The following is a 16466-nucleotide window of genomic DNA, read 5'->3' on the forward strand; positions in this document are numbered from 1 at the left end:
AGTTGCACAGCGCGGGCCTGAACGGTTGGTCCGGAGGAGAACTTCCCGAATCAGTCGGGGGAACACAGGCAAAGGAGAAGGTCATGGCTTGGCTCGGAATGAACGACGATGAGGTCAACGCCCAGGGCAACGTCCTGCAGCAGCAGGCGGAGGCCATCCAGAAGCTCATCACGAAGGTCGACCAGGAGGTCGAGTCCCTCAAGGCGAACTGGCAGGGTGACGACTCCAAGCAGTTCGAGCAGGAGTGGACCGGCACGCACCGTCCCGAGCTGCAGAAGGCGCAGAAGCTGCTCACGGAGATGAAGTCGACGATCGACCACGAGGTCTCGCAGCAGCGCAGCACCTCCTCGCAGTACTGATCGACCCGCTCGACCCGATCATCGACCGAACCACTCACGCAGACTTTTCGAAGGGGAACTGACATGGCTGTTTACAAGAAGGGCATGAACGCGGACGCGGTGTCCGCGTCCGGCGACAAGCTCGTCGGCTACAAGGGCGAGCTCGACAGCATCGTCGACGCCGTCAACGGGGCCGTCAACACGATCAAGGGCAACTGGGGCGGCACCGACGCCGAGCAGTTCCAGAGCGACTGGCACGGCCAGCGCCAGGTCGTCTCGGCCGCCGGCGACAAGCTCGACGCGATGGGCAAGAAGTGCAAGACCAACGCCGAGACGCAGAAGCAGACGTCGTCGAAGTGAGCTCGGTGCGGGGCTGAGCCTCGCTCGCCCGCACCACGCGGCAGGGTGGTCGTTCCCTCAGGGGAGGAACGGCCACCCTTTCCGCTGCCCGGACCGGCCCACCGCACGCTCCACCGCACGACCCACCACACGCCACACCGCACGCTCCCGGGGCGTGGACGGTGGGCGACGGTGTGGCGGCGGTCACGGCATACGGCATGAATTCGCCTTGGGTGCCCTGAAGGCCGTAGATTCTTCGTCAAGAACGCATCAACGCCGAAGTTTCTGCTGGACAGGAGTGCCCCCATGAACCTCTTCCCCCGCGTGGCCGTCGCCGCCGACCGTCCCGGTCTCGCCCCCGCCCTCACCCACCGCGGCGCCGAGGTCACCCCCGCCGCCGAGGCCGACGTGCTCGTGCTCGACGCCGCGACCGCGGGCGAGGGTGCCGTGCGCGAGGCGCTCGCGACCGGCCGCGGCCTCGTGCTGCTCACCGCTGCCGCGGGTGAGCGCGCCGCCGGGGCGGGGCTGGGCCTTCCCGGCGTGGCGCTGCGCGCCGAGGTGTCCACCGGCGCCCCCGGACCGGCCGTGCGGATCGAGCGTGACACCGAGGTGGGCGAGGACCTGCTGGCCCGCGTGGAGGTCACGACGCTGGGCGCCACCGGCTCGTTCGACCTCAAGGCGCCCGCCCGACCGCTCCTCGCGGCCGACGGGCGTGCCGTCGCAGCCGTCACCGAGCTCGGTGACGCCCGCGTCGTCGTGCTCGCCGTCGACGCCGGACCGGCTTCGGGCGAGACGTCGTTCGCCGAGCTCGTCCACAACGCCGTGTGCCACGTCGCGCCTCGAGCCGCGCGTGCGGCCGGTGCCGTCGCCGGACCGGTGCACCCCCTCGTCGCGTCGGACGCCTGGGCCGGGCTCAAGGCCGCCGTCACCGACCTGCGCGCCCTGCAGGCCACCGACGGCTCGGTGCCCGAGACGTCCGACCACGCGGCCGCGGCCGCCCACGTCGGCCGGGTCGTGGCCGGCATCGAGGCGCTCGCCCCGCAGCTGGCGCACGACGCCGACTACCTCGAGGCCCTCGTCAAGGACTTCGGCCGCTGGGCCGACGGCGGCTTCGCCGTGCCCGACTTCTACGACTCCCTCGTGGCCTTCGCCCCCGCTCAGCAGCGCACCGACGGCCTCGTGCACCTCGTCGTCTTCCCGATGTACACCCAGAACGGCAACCCGCACCGCCAGGTCGAGGCCGTCCTGCTCGAGGTCATCTGGCCCGACTTCGTCGCCGACCTCGAGGCCGGCGACTACAGCAACAAGCTCTTCCTGCCGATCCGCTTCCTCGACTTCACGGCCGGCTACGACACGAACTCGGCCGTGCTCTTCCCCGAGACGGTCGCCATGCGCGAGATCCCGACCTTCACGTGGGGCGGCATCTTCGCCGACCGCGAGGCCGCCCGCTTCCGCCGGGTCGTCTCGGAGGCCGCCGCCGTGACGCGCCTCTCCCTGCCGCCGGACGCCGCCCGCCTGCTCGCCGACCAGCAGCTCGCCGAGCGCGCGTTCGTCATGTGGGACCTCATCCACGACCGCACCCACATGCACGGCGACCTGCCGTTCGACCCCTTCATGATCAAGCAGCGGATGCCGTACTTCCTCTACTCGCTCGAGGAGCTGCGCTGCGACCTCACCGCCTTCCGCGAGTCCGTCGCGCTCGAGGCCCAGGGCCACCCGTACGCCCGGCACGTGCAGTACGCCATCCTCTTCGACCGCATCTTCCGCTTCGCCATCACGGGCGACCGCACCCGCAACTACGACGGCCTCGGTGGCCAGCTGCTCTTCGCCTGGCTGCACCAGAAGGGCGTGCTGCACTGGACCGACAACCGCCTCACCGTCGAGTGGGAGCGCGTGGCCGAGCCGGTGCTCGAGCTGGGCCGCGCGGTCGAGGACCTCTACTGGCGCTCCATCGACCGCCCGAAGGTCGCGCACTGGCTCGCCGCCTACGACCTCGTCGCCTCGGTGCTCACCCCGCACCCGATGTCGGCGTGGGCGCGGCACCGCTCGGGCGACCTCTCGGCGCTGCCGCTCGACGGCCCGCCGAAGGGCCTGACCGACCAGGTGCTGCCCGACGAGTTCCCGCTCTCGATGTTCTACGAGGCCCTGAACAAGAAGATGAAGACCGTCATCGAGTCGACGGCCGGCATCACCGGGGCGAGCGCGTGACGGGCGGCGCGTCGCGGGTCGTCGTCGTCACCGGCGCCACCGGTGCCACCGGGCGGGCCACCTGCGCGGCCCTGCTCGGGCAGGGCCACCGGGTCGTCGCCGTCGGCCGTGACGAGTCCTCGCTCGGTGCGCTGGGGGACGAGCTCGTGGGCGGTGACGCCTCGCGGGCCGAGCTGCTCGACACCCGCGTCTGCGACCTGCGCGACGGCGACGCCGTGCGGGCGCTCGCCGACGACGTCGTCGCCGCGTGCGGCCGGGTCGACGCGCTCTTCCACCTCGTCGGCGGCTGGGCGGGCACCGACCGGTTCACCGACTCGACCGACGAGCAGTGGCGCGAGCTGTCGGGCAACCTCGTCGACACGCTGCGCCACACGACGATCGCCCTCCACGACGCGCTGCTCGCCTCGGGCCGCGGGCGCGTCGCCATCGTCAGCGCGGCCGCGGCCGGCGCCCCGACGGCGGGCAACGCCGCCTACGCAAGCGCGAAGGCGGCGGCCGAGACGTGGCTGCGCGCGCTCGCCGACTCCTTCGCCGCCGCGGAGGCCACCCCCGGCTCGGCCGCCGTGACCGGTGTGGTGAAGTGGATCGGCAGCGGCAGGACGGCCACGACGCCGGCTGCCCTGGCCGACTGGCTCGTGGGCCTGCTCGACACCGACGCCGCCGAGCTCAACGGCCGCCGGGTCGAGCTCTGGCCGACCACCGCCTGAATCCCGACGAAGAGGATCTCGTGACCACCCTGCACGACCGCGAGAAGCGCGGCTTCGCCTCCGACAACTACGCCGGCCTGCACCCCGAGGTGCTCGCCGCGCTCGCCGACGCCAACGGCGGGCACGAGATCGCCTACGGCGAGGACGCGTACACCGCGCGGCTGCAGGAGGTCGTCGCCGGCCACGTCGGCGCCGGCGCCGTCACGTGGCCCGTGTTCAACGGCACGGGGGCCAACGTCGTCGCGCTCCAGGCGCTGCTGCCCCGTTGGGGCGCCGTCGTCTGCGCCGAGACGGCGCACATCAACACCGACGAGGGCGGTGCCCCGGAGCGGATGGGCAGCATCAAGCTGCTCTCCGTGCCGACTTCCGACGGCAAGCTGACGCCCGAGCTCGTCGACCGCCAGGCCTGGGGCTTCGGCGACGAGCACCGCGCCCAGCCCCTCGTCGTCTCCATCACCCAGACGACCGAGCTCGGCACCTGCTACACGCCCGCCGAGGTCAAGGCGATCGCCGACCACGCCCACTCCCTCGGCATGCGCGTGCACCTCGACGGCGCCCGCATCGCGAACGCCGCGGCCACGCTCGGCACCGACCTCTCGGCCTTCACGAGCGAGGCCGGCGTCGACGTCGTCAGCCTCGGCGGCACGAAGAACGGCGCCCTCGCGGCCGAGGCGGTCGTCGTCGTCGACCCCGAGCTCGCCGCCGACCCGTCGCTCGGGCTCGTGCACGTGCGCAAGCTCTCGATGCAGCTCGCCTCGAAGATGCGGTTCGTGTCGGCGCAGCTCGTCGCGCTCTACGAGGGCGACCTCTGGCTGCGGTCGGCCACGCACGCGAACGCGATGGCGAGCCGCCTCGCCGCGGGCGTCGGCGAGCTCGCCGGGGTGGCGATCCAGCGCCCGGTGCAGTCCAACGCCGTCTTCGCCGTGCTCGACCGCGACGTGGCGAACGCCCTGCGCGAACGCTTCCGGTTCTACGACTGGGACCCGGCGACCGGCGAGGTGCGCTGGATGTGCTCGTGGGACACGACCGAGGCCGACGTCGACGCGTTCGTCGGGGAGCTGCGGCGGCTGCTCGGCGCCTGACCCGCCCCGCGGCGACGCCGCCGCCCGCGTCTGGGAGGCTGCCGGCATGGACGGCGCGAACGTGACCCCGGCGGACGGCGGCGCTCCCGGCGGGTACGCGGCGGTGCGGGCGGCATACGACGTCGTCGCGGCCGACTACGCGCGGCAACTGCCCGACACGCGGGCCGAGACCGCGCTCGACCTCGCCATGGTCGACGCCTTCGTGGCGGCCGTCGGTCCCGGCGCGCACGTGCTCGACGCGGGGTGCGGGGCCGGGCGGATGAGCCGTCACCTCGCCGACCGCGGCGTCCGCCCGAGCGGCCTCGACCTGTCGCCCGGCATGGTCGCGATGGCCCGGCGCGACCACCCCGACCTCGACGTCCGCGTCGGCTCGCTCGACGCGCTACCGCAGGCCGACGCGTCGGTCGACGGCGTGCTGCTCTGGTACTCCGTCATCCACACCCCACCGGCGGGGCTGGCGCACGTGCTCGCCAAGGCCGTCCGGGTCACCCGCCCCGGCGGCCACCTGCTCGTCGCGAGCCAGTCGGGCCGGGGCGTGCGTGACGTCGCGCCCGGCTACCGCCGGTTCGGCCACGAGGTCGAGCTGGTGCGGCACCTGCACACCGCCGACGACCTCGCGGGTGGCCTCGCCGCCGCCGGGGCGCGGGAGAGCTCGCGCGGCTCGTGCGCCGCGCCGTGGGCACCGAGCGCGACGACCAGGCCGTCGTGCTCGCCCGGAGGGCGTGACCGCGGCGTGCCCGGATCGGCGCCGGTCCGTGACCCGGGGACTCTCGCGCCACGAGGGCCGCAGGTGGTTCGCTGGAGCATGGTGAGCTCGTCGACGGGAGCGCCGCCCGTCCCCTCCTCCACCGGCGCCCGGGTCATCGCGGTCGGGCACGTCGTCGTCGCCCTGGCCGCCCTCGCGGCCGGCATCGTGCTCGTCGTCGCCGGCACCCGTCCCGACGCCGGCCTCGAAGGCGTCGCCGCCGTCCCCGGCCTCGTTCTCGTCGTCGTCGCCCTCGTGCTCGGGGCCGCCGCGGCGCGGGTCCTGCGCGACACGTCCCGCGCCCCGGAGCGGGCGGCATCCGGGTCACGGCGGATCGGGGTGGCCGAGGTGGTGGCCGGCCTGCTCTGCGGGGTGGCCGCGGGCGTCGCGATCGCCTCCTACCCGCAGTTCACGCCGTGGCGCTCGCCGACGTTCTGGCCGGCCCTCGCGCTGCTGGCCCTCGGGGTCGCGGCCCTGACGTCCTCCGCGCAGCAGCTGCGCGACGTGCGGGACGGTGGGCGCACGCACGGCGCGTGACGCGTCAACGCCTCCTCACGTCCGCGACGACCGGCAGGTGGTCGGACGCGTGCTGCCCGCGCGCCACGGCCGCGCCCAGCAGCCCGTCGGTGACCACGCGCGCGGCGGTCACCTCGAGGTCGGGCGACGTCGGCACCCAGTCGATGCGCTCGGCCCCGACGACGGGGGCCGCGAAGGCGGGGAAGCTGCCCACCGAGCGGCCGTCGGGGTCGTGCACCGCGACCGCGTCGACGAGGCCCGCCTCGGTCAGGGCGGCGTAGGGGCCTGCGGCGTCAGCCGGGTCGGCCGGCGCGTTGAAGTCACCCGTGACCACCGCGCCCGCGGCCGCGGCCGCGGCGGCGACGAGCCGGGCACCCTCCCGGCGCGCCCGCCCGCTCACGTGGTCGAGGTGGGTGTTGACGAGCAGGTATGCCGCGCCGTCGCGCCGGTCCCGCACGTGCACCTCCGTGAGGGTGCGGGGAAAGGCGGCCGCCCAGCCGGTCGACGCGGGCACCTCGGGCGTGGGGGAGAGCCAGCGCGTGCGCCAGGAGCGCACGTCGAGGCGGTCGGTGTCGACGAGGACGGCGGTCAGCTCGTCGTCCCGCCCGCCACGGCGGCCCTCGCCGACCCACGCCCAGCGGTCGCCGAGAGCCGCGGCCAGGTCGTCGAGCATCGCCACCGAGCCCTCCTGCGTGCCGACGGCGTGCGGCGCGAGCTCGGTGAGGACGGCCGTGACGAGCGGCAGGCGCTCCGGCCAGGGCGGCGGCTCGGTGGCCGTGTCGGTCAGCAGGTTCCAGGAGACGACGCGCACCGACCCATCCTGCCTGCTGCCGGCGGTCGTGCCCGCGCACGCGTGAGGCCCCCGTCCGGGCGGACGGGGGCCTCACGGCATCACTGCGGCATGCCTTCAGGCATACCGGGGGCGGGTCACCGCTCCTCGGTGCCCGCGATGAAGGCCTCGAGCTTGGCGCGACCGATGTCGTCCGGGCGCTGCTCGGGCGGGGACTTCATCAGGTAGGACGAGGCGGACAGCAGGGCTCCACCGATGCCACGGTCCTTGGCGATCTTCGCCGCACGGATGGCGTCGATGATGATGCCGGCCGAGTTGGGGGAGTCCCACACCTCGAGCTTGTACTCGAGGTTCAGCGGCACGTCGCCGAAGGCGCGACCCTCGAGACGCACATACGCCCACTTGCGGTCGTCGAGCCACGCGACGTAGTCCGACGGGCCGATGTGCACGTTCTTGCTGTCGACGAGACCCGAGAGCGGGCCGGTGAGGTTGCTCGTGACGGCCTGCGTCTTGGAGACCTTCTTGGACTCGAGGCGCTCGCGCTCGAGCATGTTCTTGAAGTCCATGTTGCCGCCGACGTTGAGCTGGTACGTCCGGTCGAGCACGACGCCGCGGTCCTCGAAGAGCTTGGCCATGACGCGGTGCGTGATCGTCGCGCCGACCTGGCTCTTGATGTCGTCACCGATGATCGGCACGCCGGCGGCCTCGAACTTCGCGGCCCACTCGGGGTCGGAGGCGATGAAGACCGGGAGGGCGTTGACGAAGGCGACCTTCGCGTCGATGGCGCACTGGGCGTAGAACTTGTCGGCCTGCTCGGAGCCCACCGGGAGGTAGGAGACGAGGACGTCGACCTGGCGGTCCTTGAGCACCTGCACGACGTCGACCGGCTCGGCGGCCGACTCGTCGATCGTCAGCTTGTAGTACTTGCCGAGGCCGTCGAGGGTGTGGCCGCGCTGGACCTCGACACCCGTGGTCGGCACGTCGGCGATCTTGATGGTGTTGTTCTCCGAGGCGTTGATGGCCTCGGAGAGGTCCTTGCCGACCTTCTTGTCGTCGACGTCGAACGCAGCGACGAACTCGACGTCGCCGACGTGGTAGTCGCCGAAGGCGACGTGCATGAGGCCGGGGACGCCGGTGGTCGGGTCAGCGTCCTTGTAGTACTCGACGCCCTGCACGAGCGAGCTCGCGCAGTTGCCGACGCCGACGATGGCGACGCGTACGGATCCCATGGATCACTCCTTGTTGTTGGTGGTCGTGCTCTGGGTGGTGGAAAGGTCGGGGGTGGTGTTGACCGGCTCGTCGTACGCGGCCGGACCGGGGTCGAGGGCGGCGCGCCGCTCGGCCACGATGAGCTCCTCGAGCCAGCGCACCTCGCGCTCGGCCCGCTCCTCGCCGTGCTGCTGCAGGGCCAGGGTGTAGTCGTCCATGCGCTCGCGGTTGCGGGCGCTCGCCTCGCGCACGTTGGCGAGGCGCTCCTCGAGCCGGGAGCGCCGGCCCTCGAGGATGCGCAGGCGCACCTGGGCCTCGGTGCGCGAGAAGAAGGCGAAGCGGACGTCGAAGTCGTCGTCGTCCCAGGCGTCCGGACCGCTCGCCGCGACGAGGTCCTGGAAGTGCTCCTTGCCGTCGGCCGTCAGCTCGTAGGTGATGCGCGGGCGCTTGCTCGCACCGGTGCTCGCCTCGGTCGTCTCGTGGATCCAGCCGGAGTCGACGAGGTGCTTCAGCGCGGGGTAGAGCGAGCCGTAGGACAGCGCTCGGAAGATGCCGAGGGCGGTGGTGAGGCGCTTGCGCAGCTCGTAGCCGTGCACCGGGCCGTCGTGGAGCAGGCCAAGCACCGCGAACTCGAGCAGCGCCGCACGGCGGCTCTGGGGGCGTTCGGACGTCGGCACGCCGCCACTCTACAGGCAGATATATCGCTGCGATACATCACCACGACGCATCGCGCCTGCTCCGCCCCCCTCTATCCCGCAACACACCGTGCAGGTCGCAACACACCGGGATCCGATCCCGGTGTGTTGCGACCTGCACGGTGTGTTGCCGTGGGAGGGAGGGGAGGGGCGGGGAGGGAGGGTCAGGGGATGAGGGTGTAGACGGCGAGGAAGGCGGTGCCGTGGTCGGGGCGCTGGCCCTCCGCGGCCAGGGCCAGGGTGCCGGTGGAGCCGGCCGGGACCGGATCCGTGCCCCACGACCCGAGGCTGCGGCCCCCGTCGCTGCCCGGCAGACCCGTCAGCCGCAGGCTCGAGTCCGCGGTCGCCGCCGCGAGGCCGTCGCCGCTCGAGCCCCAGGTCACGAGGGCCGGTCCCGAGGGAGCCGCGACGCGGGGGAGCGGTCCCGAGGCGAGGGCGGAGCTGGTGACGGAGGCGATGCGGTACCGGTACCCCTCGTGCTCGAGGACGTCGGGCAGGGCGACGACCGTCGTGCCGGCGACGTCCCGCACCGACGTCTCCTCGCCCACCTCGTAGACCGCTCCGGCGAGCTGGACGTCCGGCAGGGTCACCGCGGCGCCGCGCGTTCCGCCGACGACCTCGACGACCTCGACGACGAGGGTGGCGGGCCTGCCCGGGGTCAGCTCGGACCAGCCGGCACCCGGGTCGCCCGGCGTCCAGTCGGCCGTGAGGTCCCGACCGGCCGGTGTGCCGGTGCACCCCGAGCCGAAGTAGCCGGTCATCCCCTCGACACGCACGCGGACCTGGTAGCGCTCGGCCACGTCGGCCGGGGCGCCGGGCAACACGCACGTGCCGGTCAGCGCCACGTGGGTGGACGTCGGTGTCCACGAGGCGGAGATCCGGGTCTGGCCGCGGTCGCCGACGGTCCCGGCCACGAGCGCGTCGTCGGCGACCCGGGCTCGGAGGCGCAGGCCGTCCTTGACGACGTCTCCGGGGGCGTCGGGGACGGTGCGGAAGGGCATGCCGTCGGTGCCGGTCACCGGCGCGGCGCTCGTGGCGGGCGGGGTGGCCGGGGCGGGCGGTGCCGGTCGACCGACCGAGGTCAGCACGCCGACGGCGAGCGCGGCGACCGCGAGGGTGGCGGCCGAACCGGTGGCGACGGCGCGGCGCCGCTTCGTGCGTCGCACCCCGTCCGCCACGCCGGCTCGCAGGTCGGTCGTCGGCCCGAGGTCGTCGGCGCGGGTGGCCAGCTCGTCGCGCAGGTCGCTGAGGTTCATCGGACACGCTCCTCGTCGGAGGTCGAAGCCAGGGTGGGGTCGATGCGGAGCTTGGCGAGCGCCCGGCTCGCCTGGCTCTTGACGGTGCCGACCGAGCACTGCATGACCTCGGCGGTCTCGGCCTCGGAGAGGTCCTCGTAGAAGCGCAGGACGACGACGGCCCGCTGCCGTCTGGGCAGGCGGGAGAGGGCGCGCCACAGGTCGGTGCGGTCGTCGACCTGGCCGGCCCCGGAGGCCCGGTCGCGCTCGGCGCCGTCCGCCCGGCCCGACCGACCCGTGGTCTCGGGCAGCTCGTCGGTCGCCTGCTCGCCGTTCCAGCGGCGGCGCCACCAGCTCGAGTAGGTGTTGACCATGATCCGGCGCACGTAGGCCTCGGGTCGGCCCTCGATGCGGCCCCACGCGAACCACGCCTTGGTGAGCGAGGTCTGCACGAGGTCCTCGGCGAGGCCGCGGTCGTGGGTCAGCAGGTAGGCGGTGCGGACGAGCCCGGCCGAGCGGGCGGCGACGAAGGTGTCGAAGTCCGTGCGGTCGGCCACGCGTCCCCCTGCCCCTCGTCGGTCGGCGGCGCGTGCGTCGCCGGCGCCGGCATCCATTGTCGTGGTCACGTGGGAGAGGACCGGTGAGGGCGCGCAGAAGGTTGCACGGCGGCGCCTGCGGACTGTGGGGCCCGTGTGAGCGGCGTGTGAAGGGGCTCCCGTCGTTTCGGCGTCGGGGCGCCGATCGGGTCATACTGAGTGGCGGCCCGGGGCACCCTTGCCTCGGGCCTCGTCGGGAAACGGAGCAGGTTGTGACGCAGAGCAGGCGTGAGGTGCGTGCCGCGCAGGCGGGCGCCCAGAACGGCCGCAAGGCTCGCAAGAAGGCGCGCACCGGGTGGCGCCGCTGGGTGATCCCCACCCTCAAGTGGGGCGCGATCACGGGGGCGGCGCTCTTCGTGATCGGCGTCGTCGGCGTCTTCATCGCCTACAACCAGACCTCGATCCCGCAGCCGAACGAGCTGGCCAACAAGCAGGTCTCGATCGTCTACTACAGCGACGGCAAGACCGAGCTCGACCGGATCGCCGTGCAGGACGGCAACCGCGAGTCCGTGGACCTGAAGCGGGTGCCGAAGTTCGTCCAGCAGGCGCACATCGCCGCGGAGGACCGCACCTTCTACGAGAACAACGGCATCTCGGTGGGCGGCATCCTCCGGGCCGTCAAGACGACCGTCACGGGCGAGGCCCAGGTCGGCGGCTCGACGATCACGCAGCAGTACGTCAAGAACTACTTCCTCACCCAGGACCGCACGATATCGCGCAAGGCCCGCGAGATCCTCATCGCCGTCAAGATCGACGGCCAGCTGTCCAAGGACGAGATCCTCGAGAAGTACCTCAACACCATCTACTACGGCCGCGGCGCCTACGGCATCCAGAGCGCGGCCAAGGCGTACTTCGGCAAGGACGTCAGCAAGCTGACGATCCCCGAGGGCGCCGTGCTCGCCTCCGTCATCAACGCCCCGTCGCTCTACGACCCGGCGAACGGCGACAAGGCCGAGGCGAACCTCGAGAAGCGTTTCGCCTACGTGCTGGACGGCATGGTCGAGGAGGGCTGGCTCAGCTCGGCCGACCGCGCGAAGTACACCAAGCTGCCGAAGATCCAGGCCTACAAGGGGGTCAAGTTCTCCTCGGGCCCGGGCGGCTACATCACCGCGCAGGTCAAGCGCGAACTGCTCCAGACGGGCCTCACCGACCAGGAGATCGACAACGGCGGGCTGCGCATCGTCACGACGATCGACAAGAAGGCCCAGGCCGCGGCGGTCGCCGCGATGCAGGACAACCTGCCCAAGAAGGTGACCGGCGGCCTCGTCGCGATCAAGCCCGGCGACGGCGCGATCGTCGCGATGTACGGCGGGCCGGACTACTCGAAGACCCAGCTCAACACCGCGACGCAGGCGATCATGCAGGGCGCCTCGAACTTCAAGCCCTTCGCGGTGCTCGCGGCCGTGCGCGACGGCGTGTCCACGAAGACGAAGTTCGACGGCGACCAGCCGCAGGAGATCGACGGCACCAAGATCACCAACTTCGGCGAGCGCTCCTACGGCATGGTCGACATGCGCCGGATGATCGGCCGGTCGATCAACACGGCCTTCGTGAACCTCAACAGCCAGATCGGGCCCGACAAGACCCGGCAGGCGGCCATCGACGCCGGGATGCCGCAGAACACCCGTGGTCTCGGCACCGACCTGACGAACGTCCTCGGGACCGCCTCGCCGCACGTCGTCGACATGGCCTCGGCCTACTCGACCATCGCCTCCCAGGGGCTGCGATCGACGCCCTACCTCGTCAAGAAGGTCACCTCGAACGCCGGCGACTTCACGTACGCGGCCCAGCCGCAGACGAAGCGGGCCTTCGATAAGGACGTCACGGCCGACGTCACCGACGCCATGACCTACACCGTCAAGGACGGCGGCACCGCCACGAAGCTGCAGCGTCTGGGCCGTCCGATCGCCGGCAAGACCGGCACCTCGTCGGAGGCGAAGTCGATCTGGTTCTCCGGCTTCGTGCCCCAGCTCGCCGTGTCCGTCGGGATGTACAAGCCCGATGCCAAGGGGAACCCGCTGACGCTCACCGATGCCGAGGACACCAACCTGACCGGTGGCACCATCCCGGCCGACGTGTTCTACGACTTCATGAAGGTCGCGACCGAGAACATGGAGGTCCAGGACTTCCCGGACCGCGCCGGCGTCGGTGACGACAAGCTGGCCCCGACGACGACCTACACCCCGCCGCCGACGACCACCTCGACGACGACGTCGGAGCCCAGCACGACGACCTCGACGACGACCGAGCCGCCGACCACGACGAGCGAGGCGCCGACGACGACGAGCGAGGCCCCGCCGAGCACCACGACCCAGGCCCCGCCGACGACGACGCGCACCGGCCGACCGAGGCCGACCACCGCGCAGCCGTCGGTGACGGTGCCGCTGCCGCTCGGCGACCGCACGTCGACGGCTGCCGGCGCGGGGCAGTGACAGGGCCCGTGACAGGGCCCGTGATAGCGCCCGTGACGCTGTGACCGAGCGCGCACCCGGACGGGGCGTCGACCCCGTCGTGCGGGAGGCGTCCGAGGTCATCGGCGGTCCGCGCGGCCGGTATGCCGCCGCGCGCGAGCTCCCGTGGGTGCTGACCGCGGCCGTGCTCTCCGCGCTCACCGCCGTGACGGCCGGGCTCGGGATCCTGCTCCGCGCCCCGTGCCTGCGCACCGGTTTCACCGGTGACACCCAGTTCTGGAGCGCCTGCTACGCCGACCTGCCGGTCGCGTACCGAGACGGCAAGGTCAAGGACGGCCTGGCGGCCTACCTGCAGGGTGGTCAGGGCGCGCCCACGACGGGACAGCCCCCGCTGACCGGCCTGGCGCTGACGGCCGTGGCGAGCCTCATGCCCGACGACGGGTCGCTGCGCACCCGCGCGGCCTGGTACTTCGCGCTGTGGTCGGTGCTGCTCACCCTCCTGCTGCTCGCGCTCGTGTGGCTCGTGGCCTCGTCGGCGTCGCGCCCCTTCGTCGCCGCGCACGTCGCCCTGTCGCCCGTCGTCGCGCTCGTGGCCTTCGTCTCGGCCGACCTGCTCGGGGTGACCCTCGCGAGCGCGGGAATGTGGGCGTGGTCGCGCCGGCACCGCACGGCGGCCGGGGTGCTGCTCGGGCTCGCCATGGCCGCGCGCTCCTACCCCGTGCTGATCCTCGTGGCCATCGCGCTCCTCTGCGTGCGCACCGGACGGCTGCGCGACCTCGGGCGCACCGCCGGGTACGCCGGCCTCACCTTCGGCGTCGTGCTCGGGCTCGTGTGGCTGCTCAACCCGGACGCCGCCAGCTCGGCCTACCGGTCGTGGGCCGCCGCCGGTGCGGGGTACGGCTCGCCGTGGCTGCTGCCGCAGCTCGCCGGCCACCCGCTGCCGGTGGGGGCGGTGACCGCGCTCGCCGTCGTCGGGTGGCTCGCCGCGCTCGTCGCCGGTGCGGCGCTCGCGCTCAGCTCCGCGCGCCGGCCGGGGCTCGCCGAGCTCTCGCTCGTCATGGTCGCGATCGTCCTCGTGACGGGCAAGTCGTTCACCGTGCAGAGCTCGCTGTGGCTCGTGCCGCTCGTCGCCTGGTGCGCGCTGGCCTGGCGCGACCACCTCGCGTGGGCCGGCGCGGAGGCGCTCAACTTCGTCGCCGTGTGGCTCACCATCGCCGCCACCACGGTGCCGAGCCGCGGGATGCCGCCGGCCTGGTACTCGTTCTTCTCGATGCTCCGTGTCGTGGCGGTGCTCTGGCTCGCCGCCGTCGTGTGGCTCCGGGTGCGCCGGCGCTGGGGCCGGCGGCGGGCGGAGCACGACGACCTCGCGGGGCCGCTGGCCGGCGCCGACGACCGGCTGCTCGTCCGCTTCTCCTGATCCCCGCTGCATCCCCGCTGCATCCCCGCTGCATCCCCGAAACATCCCCGGAGCCCGGATGCTGCTCCGGGAAGCGGAGCAGCATCCGAGGGGCGCGCCCCCCCGCGCCTGTCGTCGCCGCCTGGATTTCTTCGCGCGCGCCGCCTCCGGGTAGTCTTGCCCAGTTCGCCGTGCGCCTGGTGGCCCTGTGGATCGTGCCGACTCGATGTCGGTGGGTTCTGCGAGGCTGAGCGGGCCGGATCACTCCGGTCGGCACCTGGGCTCGCGGCGGGACGAATGCAACCCTCCTGTCACGAGAGAGACTCGTGACCGCCGAGACCAGAGGAGGTGGGTTAGAAGCATGCGTCAGTACGAACTCATGGTCATCCTCGACCCGGAGACCGAAGAGCGCACCGTCGACAAGACGATGGACAAGTTCCTCACCGTCGTGAAGAACGACGGCGGCACCGTCGACAACGTCGACATCTGGGGCCGTCGCCGCCTCGCCTACGACATCAAGAAGAAGTCCGAGGGCATCTACGTCGTCGTCACGATGACGGCCGAGCCGGCCACGGCTCAGGAGCTCGACCGCCAGCTGGGCCTCAGCGAGTCGGTCATGCGCACGAAGCTGCTGCGCCCCGGCGCCTGATCAGCGACCGTCACCCGAACCGCTCGACCACCCGACGAAGGACGAAACGGAGCCACGCATGGCAGGCGACACCGTCATCACGATCATCGGCAACCTGACCGCCGACCCGGAGCTGCGTTTCACGCCGTCCGGTGCTGCGGTCGCGAACTTCACCGTGGCCTCGACGCCGCGGCAGTTCGACCGCCAGAGCAATGAGTGGAAGGACGGCGAGACGCTGTTCATGCGCTGCTCGGTGTGGCGCGACGCGGCGGAGAACGTCGCGGAGTCCTGCCAGCGGGGCATGCGCGTCATCGTGTCCGGCCGTCTCAAGTCGCGGTCCTACGAGACGAAGGAAGGCGAGAAGCGCACCGTCGTGGAGATGGACGTCGACGAGATCGGCCCGTCCCTGCGCAGTGCCACCGCGAAGGTCAACAAGACCCAGCGCGGTGGTGGCGGTGGCGGCTTCGGCGGCGGCCAGGGCAACCAGGGCGGCGGCTGGAGCGGCGGCAACAACGGCGGCTCGGCCGATGACCCGTGGGCGACCGGCGGTTCCGCCGGTGGCCAGGGTGGCGGCAACCAGGGTGGCGGCAACCAGGGCGGCTGGGGACAGTCGTCCGGCGGCCAGCCCTCCGGCGGCCAGCCGTCCGGTGGCCAGGGTGGCCAGGGCGGTGGCTGGGGCGCTGCTCCCAGCTACGACGAGCCCCCGTTCTGATCGAGCAGGTCGGCACCGTCGCCCGGTGAGGTCACCGGGCGGCATACATCATCTCTTTACGTCCCATCCCGGGGCACGAAACCCCGGGCTCTCATCAAGAAGGAGAGCACCACGATGGCAAAGCCCGTTGTGCGCAAGCCCAAGAAGAAGGCCAACCCGCTGAAGGCGGCGAAGGTCGAGAACATCGACTACAAGGACACCGCGCTGCTGCGCAAGTTCATCTCCGACCGCGGCAAGATCCGCGCGCGTCGCGTGACCGGTGTGTCCGTCCAGGAGCAGCGTCTCATCGCCACGGCCGTCAAGAACGCCCGTGAGATGGCTCTGCTGCCCTACTCGAGCTCGGCTCGCTGAGTCCGCTCGAGAACTAGGAGAGAACCATGAAGCTCATTCTCACGCACGAGGTCTCGGGTCTCGGCGAGGCCGGCGACGTCGTCGAGGTCAAGGACGGCTACGGCCGCAACTACCTGCTCCCGCGCGGTCTCGCGACCGGTTGGACCAAAGGTGGCCAGAAGCAGGTCGACGCCCTGACCAAGGGCCGCGAGGTCCGCGAGATCAAGGACCTCGACCAGGCCAAGGGCGTCAAGGGCCAGCTCGAGGCGACGTCGGTCAAGGTCCCGGCGAAGTCCGGCCAGTCCGGCCGTCTCTTCGGTGCCGTCAGCAACGGTGACATCGCCGCCGCCGTCAAGGCTGCCGGTGGCCCCGAGCTCGACAAGCGCAAGATCGAGGTGACGCAGGCCATCAAGACCGTCGGCTCGTACGAGGCGACGGTGCGTCTGCACGCCGAGGTGTCGGCGACCCTCAAGTTCGAGGTCGTCCCCGCCTGAGCGCAGCTCACCAGCACGGCCGGAGGGCCGGGACC

At 72.3% G+C, this 16466-nt stretch carries 17 protein-coding genes; 12 read left to right on the forward strand and 5 right to left on the reverse strand.

What is annotated here, in order from left to right; all coding sequences use genetic code 11:
* The first annotated feature begins 83 nt into the window (after window positions 1-83).
* From ABT295_RS15395 to ABT295_RS15420, 6 genes are all read left to right on the forward strand, one after another.
* Window positions 84-359, forward strand: a complete 276-nt coding sequence (locus ABT295_RS15395) for a WXG100 family type VII secretion target (RefSeq protein WP_345505578.1) — start codon at window positions 84-86, stop codon at window positions 357-359.
* A 63-nt stretch (window positions 360-422) separates the two neighbouring features.
* Window positions 423-698 carry a WXG100 family type VII secretion target gene (locus ABT295_RS15400; protein WP_352395276.1) on the forward strand — a complete coding sequence of 92 codons (276 nt, stop codon included), beginning with the start codon at window positions 423-425 and terminating at the stop codon, window positions 696-698.
* Window positions 699-1553: 855 nt separating this feature from the next.
* A complete protein-coding gene (locus ABT295_RS15405; RefSeq protein ID WP_352395407.1) occupies window positions 1554-2885 on the forward strand; it encodes a DUF6421 family protein in 1332 nt (443 codons plus the stop codon).
* Window positions 2882-3592, forward strand: a complete 711-nt coding sequence (locus ABT295_RS15410) for an SDR family oxidoreductase (RefSeq protein WP_352395277.1) — start codon at window positions 2882-2884, stop codon at window positions 3590-3592. Before ABT295_RS15405 ends, ABT295_RS15410 begins: the two co-directional genes overlap by 4 nt.
* 20 nt (window positions 3593-3612) lie before the next feature.
* On the forward strand, window positions 3613-4674 hold the full coding sequence (locus tag ABT295_RS15415; protein WP_352395278.1) for a threonine aldolase family protein: 1062 nt from the start codon (window positions 3613-3615) through the stop codon (window positions 4672-4674).
* A gap of 46 nt (window positions 4675-4720) precedes the next feature.
* Window positions 4721-5956 (forward strand): class I SAM-dependent methyltransferase, encoded by a 1236-nt coding sequence (locus ABT295_RS15420; protein WP_352395279.1) that lies wholly within the window; start codon window positions 4721-4723, stop codon window positions 5954-5956.
* Between the two features lie 4 nt (window positions 5957-5960).
* Here the strand turns inward: ABT295_RS15420 and ABT295_RS15425 are convergent, their stop codons facing one another.
* From ABT295_RS15425 to ABT295_RS15445, 5 genes are all read right to left on the reverse strand, one after another.
* Window positions 5961-6746 carry an endonuclease/exonuclease/phosphatase family protein gene (locus ABT295_RS15425; RefSeq protein ID WP_352395280.1) on the reverse strand — a complete coding sequence of 262 codons (786 nt, stop codon included), beginning with the start codon at window positions 6744-6746 and terminating at the stop codon, window positions 5961-5963.
* Window positions 6747-6862: 116 nt separating this feature from the next.
* A complete protein-coding gene (locus ABT295_RS15430) occupies window positions 6863-7954 on the reverse strand; it encodes an inositol-3-phosphate synthase (protein WP_352395281.1) in 1092 nt (363 codons plus the stop codon).
* A gap of 3 nt (window positions 7955-7957) precedes the next feature.
* Entirely contained in the window at window positions 7958-8611 is a 654-nt protein-coding gene (locus ABT295_RS15435; RefSeq protein ID WP_352395282.1) for a PadR family transcriptional regulator, read from the reverse strand.
* Between the two features lie 182 nt (window positions 8612-8793).
* Entirely contained in the window at window positions 8794-9885 is a 1092-nt protein-coding gene (locus ABT295_RS15440) for a hypothetical protein (protein WP_352395283.1), read from the reverse strand.
* Window positions 9882-10421: a SigE family RNA polymerase sigma factor gene (locus ABT295_RS15445; RefSeq protein WP_352395284.1), complete on the reverse strand. Its 540-nt coding sequence runs from the start codon at window positions 10419-10421 to the stop codon at window positions 9882-9884. The genes ABT295_RS15440 and ABT295_RS15445 overlap by 4 nt, the downstream gene beginning before the upstream one ends.
* 251 nt (window positions 10422-10672) lie before the next feature.
* Here ABT295_RS15445 and ABT295_RS15450 point away from each other — a divergent pair, with 251 nt between their 5' ends.
* The 6 genes from ABT295_RS15450 to rplI all read left to right on the forward strand — a co-directional run bounded on the left by ABT295_RS15450 (window position 10673) and on the right by rplI (window position 16431).
* Window positions 10673-12892, forward strand: coding sequence for a transglycosylase domain-containing protein (locus ABT295_RS15450; RefSeq protein WP_352395285.1), 2220 nt, complete (start codon window positions 10673-10675; stop codon window positions 12890-12892).
* Between the two features lie 40 nt (window positions 12893-12932).
* Complete coding sequence (locus ABT295_RS15455) at window positions 12933-14288, forward strand: glycosyltransferase 87 family protein (RefSeq protein ID WP_352395286.1); 1356 nt, start codon at window positions 12933-12935, stop codon at window positions 14286-14288.
* Between the two features lie 340 nt (window positions 14289-14628).
* On the forward strand, window positions 14629-14916 hold the full coding sequence (gene rpsF / locus ABT295_RS15460; protein ID WP_345505591.1) for a 30S ribosomal protein S6: 288 nt from the start codon (window positions 14629-14631) through the stop codon (window positions 14914-14916).
* 58 nt (window positions 14917-14974) lie between these two features.
* Complete coding sequence (locus tag ABT295_RS15465) at window positions 14975-15607, forward strand: single-stranded DNA-binding protein (RefSeq protein ID WP_352395287.1); 633 nt, start codon at window positions 14975-14977, stop codon at window positions 15605-15607.
* Between the two features lie 114 nt (window positions 15608-15721).
* Window positions 15722-15958, forward strand: coding sequence for a 30S ribosomal protein S18 (gene rpsR, locus ABT295_RS15470; protein ID WP_013494395.1), 237 nt, complete (start codon window positions 15722-15724; stop codon window positions 15956-15958).
* Between the two features lie 26 nt (window positions 15959-15984).
* Window positions 15985-16431, forward strand: a complete 447-nt coding sequence (gene rplI, locus ABT295_RS15475) for a 50S ribosomal protein L9 (RefSeq protein ID WP_352395288.1) — start codon at window positions 15985-15987, stop codon at window positions 16429-16431.
* The last annotated feature ends 35 nt before the right edge of the window (window positions 16432-16466 follow it).

It is taken from the genome of Terrabacter sp. NPDC000476, assembly GCF_040300125.1.
Lineage (GTDB): Bacteria > Actinomycetota > Actinomycetes > Actinomycetales > Dermatophilaceae > Terrabacter.